At 51.4% G+C, this 23,326-nt stretch carries 14 protein-coding genes; 1 reads left to right on the top strand and 13 read right to left on the bottom strand.

From position 1 onward, the window contains the following. Window positions 1–454: 454 nt before the first annotated feature. The 13 genes from Q31b_RS18770 to Q31b_RS18710 all read right to left on the bottom strand — a co-directional run bounded on the left by Q31b_RS18770 (window position 455) and on the right by Q31b_RS18710 (window position 21,788). A complete protein-coding gene (locus Q31b_RS18770) occupies window positions 455–1,663 on the bottom strand; it encodes an alpha/beta hydrolase family protein (RefSeq protein ID WP_146601184.1) in 1,209 nt (402 codons plus the stop codon). 72 nt (window positions 1,664–1,735) lie between these two features. Next, window positions 1,736–2,059 (bottom strand): cupin domain-containing protein, encoded by a 324-nt coding sequence (locus tag Q31b_RS18765; protein ID WP_146601183.1) that lies wholly within the window; start codon window positions 2,057–2,059, stop codon window positions 1,736–1,738. 221 nt (window positions 2,060–2,280) lie between these two features. Then, on the bottom strand, window positions 2,281–3,696 hold the full coding sequence (locus Q31b_RS18760; protein ID WP_146601182.1) for a glycoside hydrolase family 28 protein: 1,416 nt from the start codon (window positions 3,694–3,696) through the stop codon (window positions 2,281–2,283). Between the two features lie 320 nt (window positions 3,697–4,016). Further along, on the bottom strand, window positions 4,017–5,405 hold the full coding sequence (locus tag Q31b_RS18755; protein WP_197171816.1) for a sulfatase family protein: 1,389 nt from the start codon (window positions 5,403–5,405) through the stop codon (window positions 4,017–4,019). A gap of 118 nt (window positions 5,406–5,523) precedes the next feature. After that, window positions 5,524–5,868 (bottom strand): hypothetical protein, encoded by a 345-nt coding sequence (locus Q31b_RS18750; RefSeq protein ID WP_146601180.1) that lies wholly within the window; start codon window positions 5,866–5,868, stop codon window positions 5,524–5,526. A 76-nt stretch (window positions 5,869–5,944) separates the two neighbouring features. After that, entirely contained in the window at window positions 5,945–7,402 is a 1,458-nt protein-coding gene (locus Q31b_RS18745; protein WP_146601179.1) for a glycoside hydrolase family 28 protein, read from the bottom strand. Between the two features lie 299 nt (window positions 7,403–7,701). Further along, window positions 7,702–9,534 carry a glycosyl hydrolase family 28 protein gene (locus tag Q31b_RS18740; protein ID WP_146601178.1) on the bottom strand — a complete coding sequence of 611 codons (1,833 nt, stop codon included), beginning with the start codon at window positions 9,532–9,534 and terminating at the stop codon, window positions 7,702–7,704. A gap of 8 nt (window positions 9,535–9,542) precedes the next feature. After that, complete coding sequence (locus Q31b_RS18735; protein WP_146601177.1) at window positions 9,543–12,731, bottom strand: glycosyl hydrolase family 28 protein; 3,189 nt, start codon at window positions 12,729–12,731, stop codon at window positions 9,543–9,545. Beyond that, the gene (locus tag Q31b_RS18730) at window positions 12,728–15,052 is read right to left on the bottom strand and encodes a hypothetical protein (RefSeq protein ID WP_197171814.1); all 2,325 of its coding nucleotides are present in this window, start codon (window positions 15,050–15,052) and stop codon (window positions 12,728–12,730) included. Before Q31b_RS18730 ends, Q31b_RS18735 begins: the two co-directional genes overlap by 4 nt. 260 nt (window positions 15,053–15,312) lie before the next feature. After that, on the bottom strand, window positions 15,313–16,452 hold the full coding sequence (locus Q31b_RS18725) for a putative glycoside hydrolase (protein ID WP_146601175.1): 1,140 nt from the start codon (window positions 16,450–16,452) through the stop codon (window positions 15,313–15,315). Window positions 16,453–16,520: 68 nt separating this feature from the next. After that, entirely contained in the window at window positions 16,521–17,876 is a 1,356-nt protein-coding gene (locus tag Q31b_RS18720; protein WP_231617689.1) for an alpha-L-fucosidase, read from the bottom strand. A gap of 109 nt (window positions 17,877–17,985) precedes the next feature. Beyond that, window positions 17,986–19,335 carry an alpha-L-fucosidase gene (locus Q31b_RS18715; protein ID WP_231617688.1) on the bottom strand — a complete coding sequence of 450 codons (1,350 nt, stop codon included), beginning with the start codon at window positions 19,333–19,335 and terminating at the stop codon, window positions 17,986–17,988. Window positions 19,336–19,790: 455 nt separating this feature from the next. Continuing rightward, on the bottom strand, window positions 19,791–21,788 hold the full coding sequence (locus Q31b_RS18710; protein ID WP_146601174.1) for a histidine kinase: 1,998 nt from the start codon (window positions 21,786–21,788) through the stop codon (window positions 19,791–19,793). Window positions 21,789–21,990: 202 nt separating this feature from the next. Between Q31b_RS18710 and Q31b_RS18705 the strand changes: the two genes are divergently transcribed. Next, a complete protein-coding gene (locus tag Q31b_RS18705) occupies window positions 21,991–23,202 on the top strand; it encodes a DUF1559 domain-containing protein (RefSeq protein WP_146601173.1) in 1,212 nt (403 codons plus the stop codon). Window positions 23,203–23,326: the final 124 nt, after the last annotated feature.

The raw sequence follows: 23,326 nt of genomic DNA, 5'->3' as shown, positions 1-23,326 counted from the left end.
GATCCCAAACCGTGATTTGGGTAGTGGATCTTGTCAAAGATCCCTTACAGTGATTCGGGTAGTGGATCTTGTTAAAGATCCCTTACAGGACGGGATCTTTAACAAGATCCACTACGATTTGCGGGTTCGCCGTTTGCTGCGAAAAGGTTTTACCTTTGAATCTTCCGATGTGCGTTCTATCTGACCAACGCCTCTATCGTGGTTTTGTTGTGATTCCCGGTACCTCCGAACGCATTAGCCGTTTTGGCGTTAGCGGGCTGTCGGTTTTATCGTTTAACGCTTAGCCGAAGGCGTCAGCTTTTCCGTAATCGATCGCCTATGGCTTGGCGTTAAACAATCAGTCGAGTCAAACCGATTAAATCGACAGCCCGTTAGCCACGGTTCTACCTGCGAAAACCACGGCTAACGCCGGTCGGCCAGTACCGGTGGTCCAAGTCAACGTCACGCTGTCCCCCTATTGAGTCATCACAAATTCGGAAGTCGTCATCCGTTTTCGCTCGTCGGTGGCGGAAAAAAAGACAGCAACCGCATTCTCTGGAATAGCTGCTTCTATCGTTGTTCCCTGAATCGTCGCCGGCGTCTTACGCCATTTGCGGTCTGGCCAAACGCTCGTCGAGTCCGTTGTGTATAGAAGATCAGCCTTAGCAATCTTTGTGGATGCTGTGCAGGTAACGGAAACTTGATCGCCAACAACTTTGGGTTTGTCAAACTGCACTAGCGGCGTGCCTTCATTGACGACGCTGTCGGCAAACGTATAGATCTCCTCGGGATTCCATCCCGAACCATGACCGTGGCTCATTTCAAGCTGAAACCGCAAAATCGCTGGGCCCTGGACCGTCTGCGACGACTGCTGCGTGATCGGCATGGTGAAGTGATTGTCGTTGGTTCCGTTGACCCAGAGCGTCGGGATGGAGACGTTTTTGAAATAGGCCGAGCCATCGAAGTTCGTATTCACGACGTCGGTCTGCTGACCGGGCTTGATCGATTCGCCCTGATGGCCGTCCGAATCGGGCAAGAATCCGCATCCATAGACTGGAATGGCAAACTTAAATCGGTTGTCAACACCCATCGTGGTGCTGGTCAACGTTCCACCCCAACTGATGCCGGTAACGCCAATCTTCTCAGCGTTAACCTCCGGAAACGATCGTAGGAGCGAGTTGGCGATCACGACCTGCGCGACGGCATGATAATACCACTGCTGTTCGATCGGCTTGGCATAGTCCCCGAAGACGCCAACCCGACTTGGCCCGGGATGGTCGGTTGAAAGTCGCGATCTTCTGTCGCCCCCGGTTTTGCTAATCGGGAGATGTCCCTCCAGGTCCATACTGATCGCTGCGTAACCATGGTCGTTCCATCGTTTCACCCAGGCATCGAACGCTGTCCCGCCGCCGCCGTGGATGCACACCACTGCCGGCCAGCCACCTTCGGGAACGGCTCCCTTGGGGGCGCTGTAGTAAGCAAAGACCTGCACCGGATTACCGTTGTACGGAATCGACGAATACAGTATCCCCGTCATACCTTCCTTGGCGGCCTTGTCCGTTTTCTCCCATTGCGGTGTCTTATACAAGTCATCCAAATTCCACGGTCCCATCTGCTCCGCATGGGCGTTCGTGCAAAAGGCAGCGAACATCAATAAGGTCGTCACTCGTTGCTTTATCTTCATCAAACAATACCTCTACGGTTAACTGATATTTCTCTTCAAGCGGATCTTGCTCTCTTCTCTGCAACCAATCGCTTACAGAAAATCCTTGCGGATTGGCGTAAAGGCGTCGATGATGATTCCATCCTCTAAGGCAACCACACCGTGAACCTCATTCTTTGCTGCGTAGTAACTATCACCACGGGAGAGTGTTTTGGTCTGATCACCCACGGTGACCTCGAATACACCCTCGGCGATATAGCCGACCTGCTCATGTTCTTCATGGCTATGAGGTTGGCCAATGCCACCTTTCTTAAATGTAAACTCAACCAGCATCATCGAATCTTGATGAAGCAACACTTTGCGTGTGACGTATTCGTCTAATACTTTTTCTTGTACTTCGCTATTGAGAGAAATCATGATTTACCTATTCATTGTTTTGGGATTAAAGATTTGTAACTATTGTCGAGACACTCAGCGTCCATTGAAAGCTGCGGGTGTCCTCTGGGCGTGTTCCTGCGTGGTCATTCGAGAGAAACGAATCGGATCTGGTGCGTATCCTACCTTCATTTTTCCTTCTTTATCTATTTAAGAAATATCGATTCTTGGTCTTGGGATTTGGCCAGCATGACCTTCATTCATTAGTGATTCACGAAACCCTCAACATCGTCGATTACGGTCTCCGAACGCGCGTCTTCTTTCCGCAGGACCATCTCGACATTCTTAAACTCAACATTTTTCGCATGTCGAATGTAGGCTCCCCAAGCGGGTAGAACACCGAAGAAATACTGCTCCGGATAGCGAGTGATATCCTCGGGAACCTCGCGATTTGACTTTTCTGTCACTCCGCCGGGATAGGAAATTTGAATGTTTTCCAACAGCACGTCTTCCACGTTGTGTCCAGGAATACCGGCGATCATGATCGGACCGGCTTGGGCGATTACCCTACTCGGTCTCGCGTCTGGCGCTATTGTCACATTCGCCACCACGTTGCGGATCGTGATCCCTTTGATCGAGCCTACCCCAGCACCTTCGGACTCATTTTTTTTGAGTTGAGCCGTACCCGTGTAGGTATTCTCGGTATAGATTCTTCCACGGTTTGCCAGTCGGATGAAGATCGGTGAACCAACATTGTCCATCACGATACGTGAGATATTGACGTTTTCCATGCGACCGCCATCCACAATCTGCAGTTTGATGGCGCCCATGGGGCAATCGAAAAAGTGACAGTTTGAGACATCGATGTCGATGAACCCGCCGCTGGATGAGGTTCCGAATTTTAACGCTGCGGTGGTGCTGCTCACGTTGCAGTTTCGGACGACGATATTGCGGCAGGGGTTCTTCGTGCTCTTTAAGCAGATCGCGTCATCATGCGAATGAATCTCACTGTTTTCCAAAAGTACATTTTCACAACCGTCGATATCGAAGCCGTCGTTGTTTGAATTATTGTCCCGCATTTGCAGCGTGACTGCTGTGATGTGCACATCTTTGCAGTCAACCAAGTGGATCCCCCAGAACGCTGGATTTTTATAGGTCAAACCGGACATCGTTAAATTCTGGCAATTCTCGAAACGGAGTAACCGCGGGCGGTTGTCTTTGCCACCGGGGCCACTGCGTGGCGGAAAAACTTTTCTTGCTCCACGTCCATCGATCACGCCCAAGCCTTCAAGCTTGATATTGTTTGCATCCTCGGCGTAGAGAAGGCACTCAGAATTTCCCTCGCGTGCGGGACGCAGTTGATCGATGGGATAATCTTTTTGGTCCTGGCTGCCGAGTAAACTTGCGCCGTAGTCAAGCGACAGCGTCATGTTGCTCTTCAGTTGAATCGTGCCAGATACGAAGTCCCCCGCTGGGAACAAAACCGTACCTCCACCAGCCGCCTCGCAAGCATCGATGGTCTTTTGGATTGCCTCGGTCTCCAGCGTGACACCATCGCCAATCGCGCCATAGTTTTTGATGTTAAAAACCTTTGGCGTCACAATCTCGGCGACGCCCGTGGAAGCCACCCCTGCGATGATCAATACAGGAAGCAAGCTGCTGATTATTCTCTTTGTCATTTGATGGAAACCCTTTCTACTCGGTTTGGTTTTGTGGTGTGTGTTCAGGAGACAGTGGCACAGGCTTCCAGCCTGTGGTCTCTTCTTCCCAAGCTAGATGCTTGTGCCCTCTTCTTCACAGGCTGGAAGCCTGTGGCCTCTTCTTTGCAGGCTGGAAGCCTGGGGTCTGGTCTTCACAGGCTGGAAGCCTGTGGTTGGTTCTTTGCAGGCTGGAGGCCTGGGGGCTGGTCTTCACAGGCTGGAAGCCTGTGGTTGGTTCTTTACAGGCTGGATGCCTGGGGTCTGGTGTTCACAGGCTGGAAGCCTGTGCCACGGTTTGGCTAATTTCGTTCTGCGGAAAAGACGTCACCCTCCGGTTTGGCCGGCAAAGTATCTTGCCAGCTCTCAATCATGCTGAGCAACCGCTTCGCCGTTTCTGGCTGTTGATCCTTGAGGTCGTTGGCCTCGTAGGGATCATTGGCAATATCATAGAGCTCCACATAACTGAGGTCGCCATTGGTCACTAGCTTCCAGGTTTGATCCACAACGGCGTAGGAAACCCAGTGGTCAGGTTTACTTTTCGCTGCTGGCCAACGTGAAGGATATTTCCAGAACAGCGGTTTGGTTCGGCTAGGATATTTTTCCCCCTTGAGCGTAGCCACCTGACTAACGCCGTCGGGCTGGTAATCACTCGGTAGTTCCACGCCAGCGATTTCGCAAAAGGTCGGTAGCAAATCCACCGCCGACATGAGTGACACATCGTCCACCTTGCCCCCTGGAACTTTGCCTGGCCAACGGGCGATAAACGGTACGCCGATTCCGCCTTCGAAAAGCGAGGCCTTGTAGCCTTTACGACCGCCGGTCGTTCCTTGGGAAGCGCCCCTGCCGTAGCCTGCGCCTGTGGCGGAATCATAACCCAACGAGAGTTCATCGGAAGAGCCAGCCGGCCCGTTGTCAGAACTAAAAATGACCAGCGTGTTGTCGGTCAGTTCTAGCCGGTCCAAGGCATTGAGTATTTCGCCAACGCGATCATCGGCATGCGACAAAATCGCTGCGTAGATATTGTCCGGTTCGTCCAGGTCCGGAAAACGCCAGCGATACTTCGGCAACGTGTGATGCGGTGTATGCGGTTCATGTAACCATACGTTAACAAAGAACGGCTTTTTATCCTTTTGGCTTTTCTCAATAAACGCAATGGCACGCTCGGAGTCTTTATACCAGGGCATCTGCTCGCCGGAACAATTGAAGGCCCCGTAGTCGTCGTAGCCGTACTCTCCCGGGGAGGGCGAATCGGGAATCATGTTATTGGAAAGGTGCCATTTGCCGTAGTGAGCCGTCGCATAACCACCTTGCTTCAGAAAACGTGCCAGATACGGTGCGTCCACAGACAACCAGTCAGGCATGTTGCGGCGCTGATTGGAAGACACCGCAGCAAAATGGCCATCAATATTGTGCCGTCCAGGAAAATGGCCCGTCATCACCGCTGCCCGGCTCGGCGAGCAAACCCCGCAAGCCACGGTAAAGCGATGGAAATCGGTACCTTCCTTTGCCAACCGATCAATGTTCGGCGTTTTGACGTAGGGATGTCCGTGACAACTTAAGTCACCCCACCCCCAGTCATCTGCAAAGATAAAGAGAATGTTGGGTTGACTCTCTTGTGCCTTTACTACAGAAGTCGATATCCATAGCGATAAGACAACGCCACTGAACAATAGGGTCGTTCGATGCATCGTATTCATTCCTTAATTGGAACCGCAAATTCTGTCATGAAAGCTGTTGATAACAACAGATGCATTTCATTGCGGTTCGAGTCGTTCTTACTAGACTGGCCGACGAGGCAGTCACGAGTTATTGTTTTATCAAACCTTCAAGATCATCAACAACGATTTCCTTTTCATCTACGGGCCAGCGTAGGTTGCTGAATTCAGGTCTCGGATCAGCCTGATGTTTGGGTGCCCGTTTGAGTTCCATGAGCCCATTCCAATCGGCTAGGGTTTTGCCAGAGCGATCACGAAACTCTGCAACCGATCGCACAACCGTCTGCCATTGACCGCCACCCGCAGGTTTCACCTCGGCGACGTGTTCATCGCGGTTCAGCCCGACATGCAAAGTCTGAGTGTTTTGAGAGCGAACATCCATCGCCAGCTTGGCTCCTTCAAGGCCCTGCCAGGGTTCACCGTTGTCGGCGCCCATGAGGACGTGACTCCCTAGGCCAACGAACACCTGCGTCAGACAGATTAAATGTTTCCGCATTTTCTTCCCTTTACCCTCAGTGATTCACAAAATCCTGAACGTCATCCAATACAATCTTCTGACGTGCGTCGTCGCCGCGAAGGGTCAATTCAACATTCTTGAACTCAACATTCTTCGCATGGCGAATGTACGCTCCCCAAGCCGGCAGCACGCCAAAGAAGAACTGTTCCGGATACCGGTCTTCGTCCTCAGCAACCACCCGTTTCGCGTCTTCCTCGGTGCCGTGACCGGGATAGGATATCTTGACGTTTTCCAGAACCACATTCTCGATAGAGTGGCCGGGAATACCGGTGATCATGATCGGCCCCGCTCTGCCTTTTTCCTTGTCGGTCACATAGGGAGCCGTTTCCATCTTGATGCTCCGGTAGACAGCCTCCATCGCTTTCTCGCGGTCTTCAACGGTCACCTCTGCGACCAGATCGCTAATCCGCACATTCTTCAATGTCCCGGTAAATACGTTCTCGGACGCATCGTCTGCCCTCTGGCCTCGTTCGGACCTCACACCAAACGAACTGTTGCGATTTCCCAAACGCAAAAAGATCGGGTTGCCCACGTCTTTCATGACGATTCTGGAGATCGTGATATTCTCCAAGCGCCCGCCATCCACCGATTGCAATTTGATGGCGCCCATTGGGCAATCATGAAAATGGCAGTTCGTGATGCTGATATCGATGAACCCGCCACGGGAGGACGAGCCAAATTTGACCGCAGCTGTATTACTATCCGCCCTGCATCCACGCACGACAATGTTCCTGCAAGGGTTCAAGGAGCTTTTCAAGCAGATCGCGTCGTCCCCGGCGCTGAGATCACAGTTCTCGATGAGCACGTTCTCGCAACCGTCGAGATCCAGTCCATCATTGTTGAAGTTGTTGTTGCGAAAACGCAGCGTAACGGCATCAAAGTGAATGTTCTTGCAGTCGATCAAATGCAGTCCCCAGAAGGCAGGCCGCTTGTAGGTGACGCCAGAAAACGTGAGATCCTCACAGCTCTCCAATCGCATCAGACGCGGGCGGACGCCAGAGTTCGTTCCACCCTTCCTGGGGAAGTTCTCGTGAGTTCCTCTGCCATCGATCACGCCGAGTCCTTCAATCGTGATGTTCTTCGCGTTTTCCGCGTAGATCAGACAATGGGGGCCACCCTCTCTCGCTCGGCTGAGCTTGTCCGTCGGGTAGTCCGCTAGCTTGGTGCTGCCGAGTAAGCTAGCCCCGTAATCAAGCGAGAGGGTCACATTACTCCTAAGGATGATCGTTCCAATTTGAAAATCGCCTGCCGGCACCCAAACCACTCCGCCGCCTGCATCATGGCAGGCATCGATGGTCTTTTGCACCGCTTCCGTTTCCATCGCTACGCCATCACCGATAGCACCGTAGGTTTTGATGTTAAACACCTTCGGTTGGATCGTCTCCGCATACGCCATCGAAGAGATGCTTGCGACTACAAATAGCAGCAAGTTAAAAATGATTCTCTGTTTCATCGTCTTGTTTTCTGTTGGGGATACGAATTAGGGTTGGAGGTAGTGGATCTTGTTAACGGGCTGTCGATTTAATCGGTTTGACTCGACTGATTGTTTAACGCCAAGCCATAGGCGATCGCCTATGGAAAAGCTGACGCCTTCGGCTAAGCGTTAAACGATTAAATCGACAACCCGTTAAAGATCTCCATACGGAAGGGTCTTCAACAAGATCAACGGCTCTAAGATTGAATGTTGACAGGTTATTAAAAGTCGTTTTAAACGGGAGGTCGTTACGGTATCGAGTGAAAGGTATTCCTTGTTTAGGGTTGGGTCTCGACGGGAAGAGGATGAGTCTGCCCCTTGTTTTCAAATCCCGTTACATCCACAAGCACGATCGCTTCGCGAGCATCTTCTGGAGAAACGCTATGGGTTACATTATGAAAGACCACATTTTCAGCGTGTCGAATGTAATAGCCCCAGGCTGGATAGGTGCCAAACACGGTGACTTCAGGATAAGAGCGTCGAGGCATTTCCTGAGGGTTGTTCGGTACGCTATTTACGCCACCTTTAAAAGCTTGTACATCCACATTGGAGAGGTATATGTTTTTAATGGGGTACACGGTACCGTCGACATCGGCTCCCTGAATGGAGCTGCCCTGTTCCCCGTAGACATCACGCACCTCAATATTACTGACGTGAATATCTTCCACCGTCGAACCGACTCTGCCGGTCCTTAAACCGGTTCCGTTGAGAAAATAAATGGGTGTCTGCACATTGCTCATTTTGATGCGGTTGAACCTTAAGTTCTTCACGTTCGATCCATCCACCGACAAAAGAGCCAAACCGCTATGGCAATAGACAAACGCGAGGTCTTCAAAAAGAGAATTCGTGAAATCGCCATGGGTAGCCGAACCGAATTTAAACCCTTTCCATTGGGTACTGTTTACCGTTATGTTTTTAACCACAAGATTGTCGATGCCAACGTTTCGATCATAACTTTTAGGGCAAATCGCATCATCCGTGCAGGTGACCGTACTGTTGGTGATGTAAGCGTTCTGCACATCGATTGGATCAATGCCATCCTTGTTGTATCCGTGGATGCTTAGAAGATTAATACCATCGATCATCAGGCCATCTGTTGTTTCAGGAACAAAGGTCCAAAAACCGCTGTTGAGAATGTCTATATTTGTTACTGTGACATTTTTTGAGTTTGCGAAGCCAAACAAAGTGGGTCTATTTCTTTCGCGTACGCTATTCCACAGTGTCCCCACAGAGTTGCCATCGATCGCCCCTCCGCCGGTGATGGTCAGGTTGTCGACCTCATTTCCGAACACAAAATATTTACTGAAAAATCCGCCGGAAAAATTCTTGAATTTCGAATTGTCCTGAAAAGCACGAATCGTGGCCCCTTCTGAAATCCATATCGTAATATTTGCTTTCAGAGTAACGGATCCTGTCATGTAGATACCTGGTTCAAACACAACAGAACCGCCGGTGGGACATGCTTCAATAGCATCGGCAATGGCCTGGCTGTTATCGGTCTGCCCGTCTCCTATGGCTCCATGATCGGACACATTTACAATGGGTGCGGGCGGCTCTGCAATCGCCGTGCTCACGCCGATGTTGTCAATGTGAGGGCCTCCTTGGACACCGGTGGCTGTAAGTTCGACGGTATTGGTCCCAGCCTGGAGATCCACGATCACTCGGGTCATCCAGTACTTGGCCCACCCGTAATTCTCTTCGTTGTAATCGCTCGAAACACCACGTCGATGTGTTTCCCAGTTTTTTGTGAAAGGACCGAAGGCCAAGTTTTTTATCTGAACCCCATTCACCTTTAAGTCACACGGGCGATCCTGTTCGGTATTGTTTGCGTACTTGAAAAGCAGGGTGTACTTGCCCGCTTCGGGAACCGTGATGTTATTCCAGGTGACGGTGGCCCCTTGTCCTCCCATCTCCAGGTATCCCTCACCGATGTAGGGAAAATACTCGGTGCTTGCCTTATTGCCGCCGGTCTGGCTCGTGAAGTTTTCAGCTTCAAAATAGGCTGTCGAAAATGCATTAGCGGAAGACGTCGATGGCATGCCAATCATGGCGGCTATCAAAAACGGGATTTGCTTCATCATTGTTAAATAGCTTCTTTTTACATCGAACATTGCATTCCTTACTTACTGTTTGACTTCACGTTGGCGGCTTTGAGTTCTTCAGGCCAGGCATAGACGTAGTTACTGGTCACGGCCACGCCCGACCTACCATCGTAGGGACTGCCGAGGTCGTAAATGACATTGGCAAAGGCAAACAGGGGTTCTTCAAGGTTGGAGACTGGCGTCTCGATCGACCAGGTTCCATCCTGGCTCTGCACGGGTGATGCGGTGGTCCAAACCCGATTTTTCACGTCGCGGTCATTGGTGAAACAAACTTCCACTCGTTTGATTTTCAATGTTGTGGGTGCGGCGGTTACTCGAAATACTGGAATGCCATCGGGTTGCTTTACCAATAATTCTGACTTGGGTCTTGCCGGGAAATCAAAAGCACCTTTGAGGTGATCCTCGAACCATAGATATCCAGCCATCGCGACTTCCGGCCTAGTCTTGTGGCTGAGGTTCGGCCAGGTGATGTAGTGTTTTTCGACATCGGTCAACTTGAGCGATTCGATACTATTCCAATCCGGGGCATTGAAATCATTCGATGCACCAATCAACAAGACGGGAGCATGCATCTTTTTCCAATAGGCGAAACCGTCAATCGTGTTCTTCAATATCTCCAGATCGTCTCCGCTCAGCCCCCCCTGATTTCGCATGGTTCCTTTCAAGACAGGATGTTCGAGATAAAGCCCTCCTGCACCTCCCATTGAAGGGACGGCGGCCGAGATTCGAGGATCGATACTTACCTGGGTTGCTAAAGCCCCGCCCGTTGAATGGCCGGTTACCCCAATCTTGTCGGGATTAACCTGTGGCTGTTCCTGCATGAAGGTAATGATGCGGCGAGCAGCGATCTGGCGAGGGAAATACCAGCTATTGCGAGGGCTTAATACGGCGTCGATCGTATTGCCCGCAGGTGTGAGCGAGCCGTAGGGGCCGAGGGCGCCATTATGAACAATGGCACCCCAGTTGGTATTGGGAAGCTTTTCACCATCTCCGCTTAGAGTACGAGTCTGGTCATTGTTTGGATGGAAACAGGCATAGCCACGCCGGGCCCATTCCAACACGGTTCTCTCGGCTGCCGTCTGCTTGCCCCCGCTTAGTGCAAGTAGAGCGGGAAGGCTCTTAGCCCCTTCGGGATAGGCCCAGTACCCACAGATAACCGCCTTTTCCCCCAAGAACGTCCCTACCGTCATCTGCACCCAGTTGACAACGATACCATCGTTCGTTTTCCAGGTCTTATGAATTTTTATTTCTAAAGGGTTGTGTGCGTCATAACTCTTTTCGTATCCGCTCCAGATATCTTCAAGAGTCTGCGGGACATCATTTGGATCGGTAATCGATGGAACTTCACCTTTCCCCCAGATATCCATTTCAGCAGCTGTCACGTCATTGTCGTTCTTCGTGCTCACCGTCTTAAACCCGGTGACATCTTCAAGCACAATTGCTTCGCGAGCATCTTCAGGGGAAACATCATGGGTCACATTGGTGAACACCACGTTTTCCGCGTGCCGGATATAATAGCCCCAGGCAGGAAAGGTTCCAAAAACAGTTGTCTCGGGATAGCCACCTGGAAATTCCCGAGGGGTTCCGGGCACTTCTTTCACTCCTCCTTTAAAATTCTTCACGTCCACATTGGTGAAGTAGATATCTTTGATCGGATAAACCGTTCCATTTTTCTCTGTACCCTGAATGGAACTGCCTTCTGACCCATAGACATTCCGGACTTCAATGTTTGAGAAATGAATGTCTTGCATCCCAGGTGTGGTGGTTGATGCCGCGGCATCGCGGACAACAAAGAAGGGGGTTTGCACCCAATTCATTTTGATGCGATTGAACTTGATGTTTGTTACATCAATGCCCGACATTGCATACAAGGCGATGCCGCTGTGAGAATGAACGATGGCCATGTCCTCGAAAGATGAGTTGGTAAAATCACCCTTTGTAGAGCCGCCATATTTGAACCCCTTCCATCTGGTGTGATTGACCGTAATATTCTTTACCACCATGTTGTCGATTCCCTTGGAAGCGTCGTAACTTTTGGGAACCATGGCGTCATCACCACTGGAGATAACACAGTTGGTTATCGTGATGTCGTGACAATCAATCGTGGCGATGCCATCCTTGTTCACATTGAAGATATTCAGGCCATCAATCGTGATGTTATCCGATCTCTGAGGGACGAAAGCCCAGAAATCATTGTGGATCATATCAATGTTGGTAACCGTAACGTTATTCGAATTGACAAATCCCAATGTTGAAGGACGACGGGTACTCGATCTACCAGGAAGTCTTTCGGTCGTATTGAGATCGATGGTCCCCCCACCGGTAATCGTCAAATTATCTACCTGGTTTCCGAACATGAAATACCTGGTGATGTATCCGCCTTGAAAAGAACCTTCCGAGTAGGTTTTGATTTTTTCATTGCCCGCAAAATTTCGTACGATGGCGTTTTCAGAAATCCAAAGGGTCATGTTTCCCTTAAGGGTAATGGACCCAGTCATGTACACCCCCTCATCGAAGACCACGGAGCCTCCGGGCGGGCACGCGGCGATGGCTTTCGCGATGGCTTCGGTATTATCCGTGCTGCCGTCTCCGACGGCACCATGATCTTTAACGTTGACGACGGGAGCAGGTGGCTCACTGATTGCCGTGCTCACGGCGATGTTATCGATGTGAGGCCCGCCTTTGTCGGATGTCGCAATCAGCTCTAGCGTATTAGCCCCGGCTTTCAAGTCGACCATCACCCGCGCATTCCAATACTTGGACCAACCATAATCCTCTTTGTTGTATCCGGTTGCTAATTCGGATCTGATGTTTTCCCAGTTTTGGAGGAATGGACGAAAGGGAATGCTTCTGATCAAAGCGCCATTCACCTTCAAATCACAAGCGAGATCTTCCTCGGTGTTATTGGCGTATTTGAAGATGAGTGTGTATCTTCCGGCTGTCGGAACCGTGATGTTGTTCCAGGTAGCCGTGGCGTTCTGACCGCCCATTTCCAAATAACCCGTTCCGATGTACGGGAAGTGTTCGCTGCTTGCCTTGCTGTCGCCGGTTTGACCGGTAAAGTTTTCGGCTTCAAAATATGCCGTTGAAAAGGTGCCCGTTGCCCAACAGCAAACGGGTAGGGATAACAACACCAGCGAGAGAAGACCTGGTTTCATCATCGTACTTTTTTCCTCATGGTTGATGGCATCGAAAGGACGTTTCAAGGTAAATATTCGTTGGACTCGAGCACGTACTCTGGCCCAAGAGTGATGTATTGGACCCAGAGATTCGGTTGAGCCCTGCCGCGAACCGCGGCGGTCGTCACCGTCAATGTGCCATGGTTGGCAATAAAGTTCGTGGTCGTTGCGGGCAAGGTGCGGAGCAGGTTCCAGTTTTTGTCAAAGACGTTTACGGAATTGCCGCCCGCAAACTGCATGTACTCCAAAGGCTGGATCGTGCCTTCAATCGACAGGGTTCCCGAACCGTTCACGGTGAAGAGCGGATTCTGGAGGGGCACGGAGTCTTCTTCGACCCACAGCATCACTTGGGGCTGCTGAGCCACGTAAGGATTAGATAACTCCATCGTTGTCCCGACGCGAAGGTGCTGCCAACGAGGCACGGCGCCCCATTCCTGATCGATCTTAAATGGCTCATCTTCACCCGATGTCCTGCCCATCACACGATGCGGCGTGAAAATGTAATCTCCGTCGTCTTTTTTGCTGAGCACAAGAACGTCTGGACCTTTGTAGTGGTTGCCGTTCTTGATTAAATACTTTTTGACGTAGGCGGCATCACCGTCGGTAAACACCGGGCCGACTTCCTGCCAGTAGCGGAAAAGTTTGAAACCATACTCGGATAAACCGTACGTATCGATTTCCCGCTTGGAAAGCATCTTGCCGCTCTGTCCACCGAGCATTTCAATTCGACGGGTGTGATTCATGATCCCGTCGGAAATATCAAAGTGGAAATCCAGCATGCTGGGCGCCATCTCGGTATGCTTCCTGCCCTTTTCATAGAGGCGAATGCCAATCCGCATGTGGTGATAAGCCCACATCCCGTAGATTTCCTGGGCTCCGCTGAATTTCGTTTCGAAATGCGCGGGCAACGCCCCACGTCCGACAATACTGCCGGTGGTTGGACGCTCCACCCGGCTGTAGACATCGTCAGTAAACTCACGGACATACCACGGCGGTTCGTTCATTCGGCCAGTCCCATCGAAGTGCAAGTGCGAAGTCTTTACGTCGTTGAGAAAATCACCGTATTGTCCGCAAATCTCTTCCGCCAAACTGTTGGGCATCCCAAAGTCTTCTTCGAAATTAAACGAGTGATTGCTTTGCACCAATCCGGCCATATCGGTGCCGACATTGTGGGACTTTGCAGTCGTTCCTTCCTGGCCGCGCTGACAACCTTGTAATATCCATACGTCGTCATCCGTGTTTGTCATATTCTCGACACTCACCACCTCATTCCCGATGCGCATAAAGTCCTCGTCCCGCATTTCGATGATAGAGGCTGGATCGGGACGGAAACGTATGGTGGTGGCTTCGGTGTCAATCGCTTCGGCGAGTGTACCGGAGACCCAGCTCATGATGCGAGGATCGACATAGGTTGACGAAAGATACTTCTCTGCTTTGATCTGCGGAGAGAGGCTTTTCAGATGGAGCTGGATCCCATGCTTCGCAAGGTATTCCTGGTAAGCGATCATATCCGCCTTACCCCTTGGGAAAATGTTTTCCCTTGGCGTCGTCATACCCGACTCACGCCAGCTCTTTTGGAACATATAAACCCGATTGGCACCGCTGGGAATGACGTACTTATTCGTCATTTCGTATAGCTCTTGTTCAGACTCCTCGGGATGAACACTGATCACGGACAACCTACGAAACTCATTCACCCACCGGTCAACCCAGGCCAACACGTCGGCTTCGGTCCACGAATCCACTTTGGGATAAACCATATGTCCCGCTGCAGCCTGAGCGGACCAAATTTCAGCAAGCACCGCATCGAGTTCTTTTCCGGACAGATTATTGTTGTAAAGAACCACGCTGCCGCGGGACCCATCACCACGAGGCCTTGCCCAAAGGTAGGGCCAAGTCAGCTCAACCGTCTGACGTCTTGCACCAGCTGTCATCAAGTCGTTGAGCGTATAAGCCTCGACAGCGTCACTATCCTCCGTAGAGAGTCTTAGACTTAAACGGTAACCCTGACCCGATCCAATCCCAGCGAAGTCCAGCAGATGGATGGCTACATGGTTTTTGTAGGACTTGACGCTAAAGGTAAAGCTTGGACTCCCGCCGGACTCTGATACGGTGATTTCGTTGCCAGATTGAGAGAGTGTGCTGAGCCGCGTCCCCGTCCTCTCTCGTCCCTGCGACAGGTAAAACCCAGCCACCGAATCGAATTCCAACATTTTCTCATCGCCCAGCACTAACGAACTCGGCTTGCCCGCCGAATCAAAGGTGAGCTCTGACGCGGAAAGCATCCACACAGGAAGGGGTATCCACAACAAGCAAGCAACTAGGATTCTTCTATACATATTCTTCATTATTCTTTTCCAAAATGATTGGCAATTTTCTTTTCGCTGGCCGCTTGCAATTTTTCCATGACCTGGTCCGGCGTCTTGTGCTTGCCGTCATCGCTTTCTCGATAACTCTATCGACCTGGTTGAAGCGTGTCACAGATCTCGTTGAATCTCCACATCGGGAAGGAAAATGCCTTTGGAAAAGGCTCGCTTAAAGTGGTCATCAGCGGTAACTCCTGATATCGCGTTTCAGTGATCTCGATCACTACCATCCCCACGTTTGCTTACTTCCAATCAATTCGGGCTTCCCCGGTTTCAATATCGACAAAGACTGCGGCGTGAGCAAATTCACGCGTGTACTGCCAGCCTATCCGTTGGGCATCGCCCTTGGGTGGCCCAAGTGGCTTGTCTAATTCCGGATACCATTCGAATGTTCCGGTGTCATCGCCTTGATAGCCCCAGGTGTAACAAAAATAGGAGTACGGCTCAGCAACGACTAGAAAGCATGCCAAGGCGAACGTGATTCGCTCGCGTGCGAGTTGCGATCGTTCTGCGCGTGGTTGTCCCATTAACTCTTTATCTCGCCAATCGAAGCCAGGCCACGTTTTGCAGACCATCACTTTTCCGGCCTTGGCCTGCTTTTGGAACGCCTCCATGTCCGCAGCCAACTGTTCTTTGTTGACCTTGGTTGAGCTAACAAAATGTTCGTCCATGGCGCCATCGTTCACCGCGAGCAGTGCTGCGGCGGGATCGTCTGCTTTTTGTGGCACTCCGTTTTGAATCATCAGCTTCGATGATCCGATTTTTTCACGTGTCTGCTTCAGCATCGAAAGTATGCCCGTATTCAACGCATCGATTTTTTGGGGAGTCAGCACCCGACGTCGATTGGCGTTGTTCATCTTGTTGATCGCGTCGATAAAGATCCCGTCCGCACCTAAATCACGAACCGCCGCATGGGCCGTATCCTCCCACCACGTACGCACCTCCGGTTGAGTCAAATCAAAGAAGGGAATACTTCCAAATATGGTCAGTCTCTCCCCTTCGGTGCTCTTCAACTCTCCGTCAATCGGAAAACGTTCGTTAGCTTCATAACCACCAATTTTGATCGTGGAGTTCAAATAGAACAGCACCTTCGCGTTGGGGTTGCGCTGCTTAATCCCTTTCGCTGCGATTGCGAAGCCTTTATCCATGCTTCCGTGCTTGCGCGTCGCTTGCCCTTTCTCAATGGTGATGAAATCGAAATGTTCCGCTAGGAAATCCAATTGCTCGGATGTGAAATCATCAGAACGATTCGCCATGTGAGCGTAGGTTGGCACTGTATCCCAACTGAATGGTGGATAGCCATCGGCAGCGTGCAGGGCGGGTATCGACCATGCAAGCACGATAGAAATCGTAGCTAACTTCTTAATGAAAAGAGCTTTCATTGTATTTCGATTGGTGAGGTGATTCTTTCTTGGGATCGGGTTCGTTCAAACATTCGCGAATGTTTTTCTCAGTCAACAAATTCGACATTCTCGAGTCGCAGGACGACGGCGTTGGGCCAACGACGGTTGTTGTAAAGGCGCTGAGCTCGCACGGCCGAGACCTCTAGTCCGGCATCGGTCTGTTTAAACCGCGTTCCGATATCATGCCTCGACGTGAATTTCTCCATTCGATGCTCCTGGCCGAGAACGCTAATTTGGGTATCGGGGGTCGACTTCAGTTGTTTGAGCAGGACGTCCTTTCTTGCCGATCTGCCCCATTGGGTGCCGCCATTTGGATCGTCATCTGTCAATCCGGTCAAGAAGGCGTAGACATATTTTCCATCCTTGGATTGGGTGTAGTACACATCCTTGTCGCCTGCCACGACACATGGGCGAATGTCATAGATGGCCTCGTTGTTGACAAACATCCAAAGCGCCAATTCTCGGAAACGTTCCTCTTGCTCGAGCGGGACAATCCCCGATGGCATGGGGCCCATGTTGATCAGGAGGTTGCCACCTTTAGCGCGGGTTTCAATCAACATGTTGATCAGTCGCGTGCCAGACTTATAGTCCTCATTGGTGGGCTTGTATTGCCATTGATTGCCCAGCGTAAAGCAGGTTTCCCAAGGACCAAGAATCGGGTCCGGCGGCAGTCTTTGCTCGGGAGTTACCATCTCGCCGCGAGTCACCAAACAGCGTGGCGCAATCTCATGGACGTATTGCGCAAGTTCGCCTTTGTGTCCACCATCCAAAAAGATCACGTCGATCTCTCCATAGTTGGAGAAAAGTTCGTCCAAGTGCTTCTTGGTATAGGCAACCAATTCATCGTGATACTTACCTGCCTCCACCCCGCCACGTGCTGGCACATCACGCTCATAATGGAACGCGAAATCCTCGGGTGAATAGTAGTATCCGACCTTCAAACCATGGCGTCGGCAGGCTTCCACGTACTCTCCGACGATGTCTTTGCCATACGGTGTGTTCATGATGTTGAAATCAGTGGTCTTCGTATCCCACATGCAGAATCCGCTGTGGTGCTTGGTGGTGAAGACCATGTACTTGGCTCCCGCCAGTTTGGCAATTTCCATCCATTTGTCCGGATCGTACTGCGTCGGATTGAACGTTTTCGGCAACTCGTTGACGTAGCGATCCAGGTAGTCACGCGAGGCATAGTCCATCGAATGGCTGATAACGGATCCAAGCTGGGAATCGAACGACCAATGCACAAATATGCCTAGCCCCCAATCCATGAACTCATCTTCCAATGCTGGGTCGTTCCTCAGGTCGCCTTCTAATCGAGGCTTACTGAACCTCTGCGCTTGGCAGGGTGCCAAAGTGCATAGAGCTAAAAAGGCGAAGCTTAACGCTGTGAGTGTTCTCATCATTTTTGCAGTTCCGGTCATTTGAATCCCCGTCATTTGAATCCTGGTCATTTGAATCCCCGTCATTTGGTCGAAAGATTGTCGCGATTGATTGAACCCATTTTTAGATGGACTAATCTGTGTTTCCTACAAATTCAACATTCTCAAGCTTAAGGACCACGGTGTTGGGCCAAGCCTTGTTGTTGTAGATACGTTGGGCTCGCATGATGGAGAGTTCGATTCCGGCGTCGGTCTGTTTGACTCGTGACGTCGGATCCGCTTTGGGGTTGTATTCCAACACTTTGTCGTTTTGCCCCAGAACCGATACTTTGGATTGGTCCGTTGCTTTCCAATTCTTTAAAACGATGTTCTTGCGTTCGCCGTGCTTCCAACGATCCTTGCCAGTGAATTCCGTCATGAATACGTAGACGCATTTTCCATCCTTGGATTGGGTGTACCAGACGTTGTCTTCGCCCACGACTTTGCAGGGACGCACGTTGTGGATCGCCTCGTCGTTGATGAACATCCAAAGAGCCAATTCACGGAACACACGTTCCTGCTCAAACGGAATGATTCCAGAGGGCTCGGGGCCGACATTGATCAATAAATTGCCTCCCTTAGCTCGGGTCTCAATCAACATCTCAATCAGTTTTCCACCGCTCTTGTATTCTTCATTGGTAGGTTTGAATTGCCACTGTGTCCCGAGTGTGAAGCAGGATTCCCAGGGTCCAGGGATAGGAGCATCCGGGATTTTTTGTTCCGGCGTCGCCATCTCGCCTCGCGTTACAAGGCAATTGGGCTGCAACTCATGGACGTAATCTCGGATTTGTGCATTGTCGAACGCATCTAGAAAAACAACATCAATGGGTCCGTAGTTTGTCAGTAGTTCCTTCATTTGCTGCTTGTCGTAATCGAGCAGTTCCTGGTTCTTGGAAATCCTGGAATGGTCGCCACTCCTGCGAACCACATGCCCTTGCTGGTGCAGAAAATAGAAATCCTCGGGCGAAAAATAGAAGCCAACCTTCAGACCTCGCTTGCGACAGGCATCGACATACTCACGCACAATGTCCTTCTTGTACGGCGTGTTCATGATGTCAAAGTCGGTCGTCTTGGAGTCCCAAAGACAAAAACCACTGTGGTGTTTGGTGGTTAAGACCATGTATTTGACACCGGCCAGTTGGGCGATATCCATCCACTCGTCCGGATCGTATCGCTTTGGATTGAAGGTTTTCGGCAGGTCGTTGATGAAGCGATCTAGGTATTTTTCATTCGCTCCTACCATGGAGTGACTGATGACCGATCCCAGTTGTGAATCCAATGACCAATGGATAAACATACCGAGGCCCCAGTCCATAAACTCCTCTTCGCGCTCCGCGGCGTTGACCAACCCTTCCTTGCTCGCTTCCCATTGCCCACGGGCGGCAGGCATCGACACCAACAGCAAGAGGCATCCTATCGTCATCCATCTACAAGTTGTCTTCATCGGGTGCTCACTTCAAGTTGGACAAATTTTGAAATTTCTATCATTGATTTATCTGCGGTCGCTGGATTTCCGAAGTCCACCCGTCTGGTGAGGATCGCTAGGGTGACTTGCATAAAACCGACGACTCGTTGGTAATGGCCGCACGTGCAAGCTCGTTTCGAAAGCCAATTTTCCAGAACGCTCACCGGCGCGACCCGAAGGAAAGTGAGATTAGCATCTCGCACTTGGCGGGAGGACGGGAAACGAATTTATCGTTTCCGGCAAGGTCGGGGTAGTGTTGACGCTTAACAACCAACAGCGGCAGCACGCCGTCCATTATGCCTGAAGATTGACTTTTGGAAATCGGTGGAATGGATGATGGTCGTCTGTACATTCTTTAGGGGGGTGAGGCAATCCAATCTGTTGGGTAGAATCGCTCGTTTGGGACGAGGTTGCGTCGTACCGAGTTGGGGACATCATCGTCGAAATCCCCAGCGACGTGATCGTAACGAGAGCTGGATACAGGTGCCGCCCTCGGTAGGACAATCGACCGAAATCTTCGCGCCCAGCAATTTTGCTCGGCGCCGAAGCGATGGTGGGACGCCTTTGGCAGTGCTGCCGGAGAGTCCGATTCCGTTATCGCTAACTGTCAGATTGACCTCCTTTTCGGATCCTGCAAGACGCGTTACCAGCTGAGTCGCCCCTGAGTGCCGGCAAATGTTGACCAGGCATTCTTTGTAGAACAGGAACAGGTCGAATCGCGTTTGCGGTTTCAGTCGATTCAAGTGGGGTTCGCCCGTGACCAGGAGGTCGTGCTCCAAGTTGACGGCAATTCGCTCCGCAGTCCGGTACATGTCAGTCTGGAACCCGGCATACAGTTCACTGGAATTCTGCATGTCGGTGCAATGACGCATTGCCACGCCTGTCCTTTCGGTGAGGCCGCGAATCCTTTGCAGGAACGTTGATAGGTCTTCAGGGGACTCCTTTACATCGTCCGCAAGATCGCTGAGCAATCCGATGGTATGCAGGTTGGCGCCAAGTTCGTCATGAAGATCGGCAGCAAACCGCCTTTTGATTTCGTTGAGTTGCCGCATTTGAACCATCCGACTCAATAGCACGGTGAACCCGATTCCCACGGCCAAGATCACTGCCAGCCAAGTCATGCGTTCTAAGTTCGCAGCCTGTTGTTCGTAGCGTTGATTGAGCTCGCGAGCGATAAACGGGCGCTGAGTTTCCAAATCGTGCCGCTCCGCAAGACCCTCAAGCCAACCGCGAATAGGTAGGATTTCACCATAGAAATTGAAGCCATCGGTCAGCGCGGACAGATGCCGGCGCTGCGTCGTTTGGGGGGGGGTGATGGTGACCGGTTTCTCGAACGCAACGTTGACTCCTTCAGAAAACACTTCAATCTCAGCGTATCCATTTGGGGATTCTGAATTTTGGTCGATTGCGTTGCGCGCCGAGTCACTTCCGACGATCCGAACGTACCGGCAATCGACGACAGGAAATCGTTTCATGATGATGGGCGCGATGTCGTAAACGGATTCAAGATTCATTTCACATAGCGTCACCGCGTCAGAGAAGTCTTCTTGGCTGGCCCCGAGAATTTGAATATGCCTTGGGATTCCGTAGTCGGATGATACAGATTGGGGGACGGTATCGCTGAGATCGGGACCGTGCAGGTGGATGCGGTCGACTGGTAGGACCTTGCCTAAGTCGATGGTCAGTTCGAGCTGTTTGCCGACTTCAACGTAACTGACAAACGCGATACTTTTCTTCCCCTTTGCCGCATCCATTAGGTAGGGAAGTGATCCGTCAACCAGGAAATCTTTTTGCAATGACTTCGATCCCTTGTGCGCATCGTCCGATACCGATACCTGTTTGTGCAACGCGACGTTCTCTTCGCCGCTGAAGACGAGTATCTCCGAGAGCTGGAGATTGAAATTGCCATCCCATATTCGCCGCGACAATGTAAGAGCGACAACCCGCACCCAAGAGGCTTTCGTCCGATGGGGCAGATCGATGATGACCGGGGCGATGCGTGGAAGTAGGGAGGATTTGTCATCGATTCGGGCGACAACGACGCCGCTAGAATCACGATCGGTTCCGACGATCACTTCAAATTCACGGGGGAATCCGTCGGCAACAAAACCCGTTTTGGCATCGCGCCAAATCGTCGGTACCAACACGATTTGGTCGATGGAATGCTCTTCTTCGAGATCGATTTGAGCCCATATTCGGGTCTTGGCGTTCTCAAACGACATCGAGCGAAATCCGATTGGACCCACGCCACCCGAGAGGCTGAGTGTTGGCAACTTCACAACGGCCTCGTCGATCTCCACAAGCCGACGCTTGAGTTGTGATGGCGTAAAGTCGCTAAAGTCTCGAGGAGGGGAGTCGGCCACCCCTGGTTCGAATGGGAGTAGCCAGAACAGGAAGGCTAGAGCGTTTAGGGTGGCATTTGGTCCGTTCATGGCTTGTTTGTGCTTGATTAAAGCGTCATTGTGCTTAAATATAAATGCTACACATCGTACAAATATACGATAGAGGGATTCCACTGTCGGGTCTACACTCGACCACACTGCAGGAGGGTGGGGATGGGGCGACGTCGCGTTCCCTGCTCGTCTCCCTCCTCCAAGATTCTTACTTTATCACATGTTTAATCAAAGGATTTTTATGAAAAATCGAAATGGGTATCGCCGCGGCGGCTTTACGTTAGTGGAGCTACTCGTCGTGATCGCAATCATTGGGGTGCTAGTGGGATTATTGCTTCCCGCAGTTCAAGCCGCCCGCGAAGCCGCTCGACGGATGAGCTGTAGTAACAATTTCAAGCAGATCGGGCTTGGGATTCACAATTATCATTCCGCGTTCGACATGATGCCAGCCCAGGGTGGCGGTACAGTCGCCGATACGAACGGCATTGGCATTACGACAGGTCACAATGAGCTGCACCTGAGTATGCTCGTTGGGTTGACCCCGTTTATTGAGCAACAGGCTCTTTGGGAAATCATCTCCAACCCCGTAAGGTCGACGCCCACATCGTCATTGTATTTCCCACCGATGGGGCCTTCCGCGGGCAAAGAACTCAGCAGTCACGCCAACCGGCCTTATGCCCCTTGGATAACCGAGATTCCGACGTTCCGTTGCCCCAGCGATCCGGGTGTCGGGCTCCCCGCGCATGGGCGAACGAACTACGGTGCTTGCATGGGGGACAGCTACATCGGTGGCAGGCGAGGCAAGTACAACACCGCGGGTACCGCGTTTGACGATGACGAGATCGAGAATGCGCGTGCCGGACAGCGCGGGGTATTCTCGATGCGTGAATACATGCAATTTCGTGACATTATGGACGGATTGTCCAACTCGATTGCGATGGGGGAAATGGCCACGGATATGGGCGATAACGATGTGCGAACAAGACCTTCTCAAATGCAGAAGCCCATCAGCAGGATGGCCCGGGAAGGCAATCTGACTTACTGTGAACAGTATCGGGATCCACAGCGTCCCCAGTTCTACGATGAAGCGAACGCTGTTTGGCCTGCCAATGATAATGCGGAGAGACGCCGAGGGTATCGTTGGGCCTATGCACCCCAATTGTATTCAGCGGTGCAGACCAATGTTCCTCCTAACAGCGTGGTTTGCGTTGAATTCCACAATCGACTTGCGCATGTCCCTGCAAGCAGCCGGCATCAAGGCGGTGTTCACGTGCTGATGGCGGATGGCGCGGTCAAGTTTATTACCGAGTCGATTGACGCTGGAAACCAGAACAGCGCGTCGGTTGGCCCCGACTCCCAATACAACCTTGCGCCTGGCTCACCGAGTCCGTTCGGCTTGTGGGGGGCACTAGGAACACGTGCCAGCAAAGAAACGATCGATACGGAATTCTAGGGCGTATCGACGTCCGTTGGTCTTGCGGTTCCGTGACGGCTCCGCGATTCCAACGGCAGCAATCGAGGGTGCTCGGGGCAGGGATCATTAGCGATTCCTGTCCCTGCGCTCCTTCAACAAAAGA

The organism is Novipirellula aureliae, assembly GCF_007860185.1.
GTDB classification, from domain to species: Bacteria; Planctomycetota; Planctomycetia; order Pirellulales; family Pirellulaceae; genus Novipirellula_A; species Novipirellula_A aureliae.
Note: the sequence above shows the minus strand (reverse complement) of the source record. Positions and strands in the feature narration are given on the sequence as shown.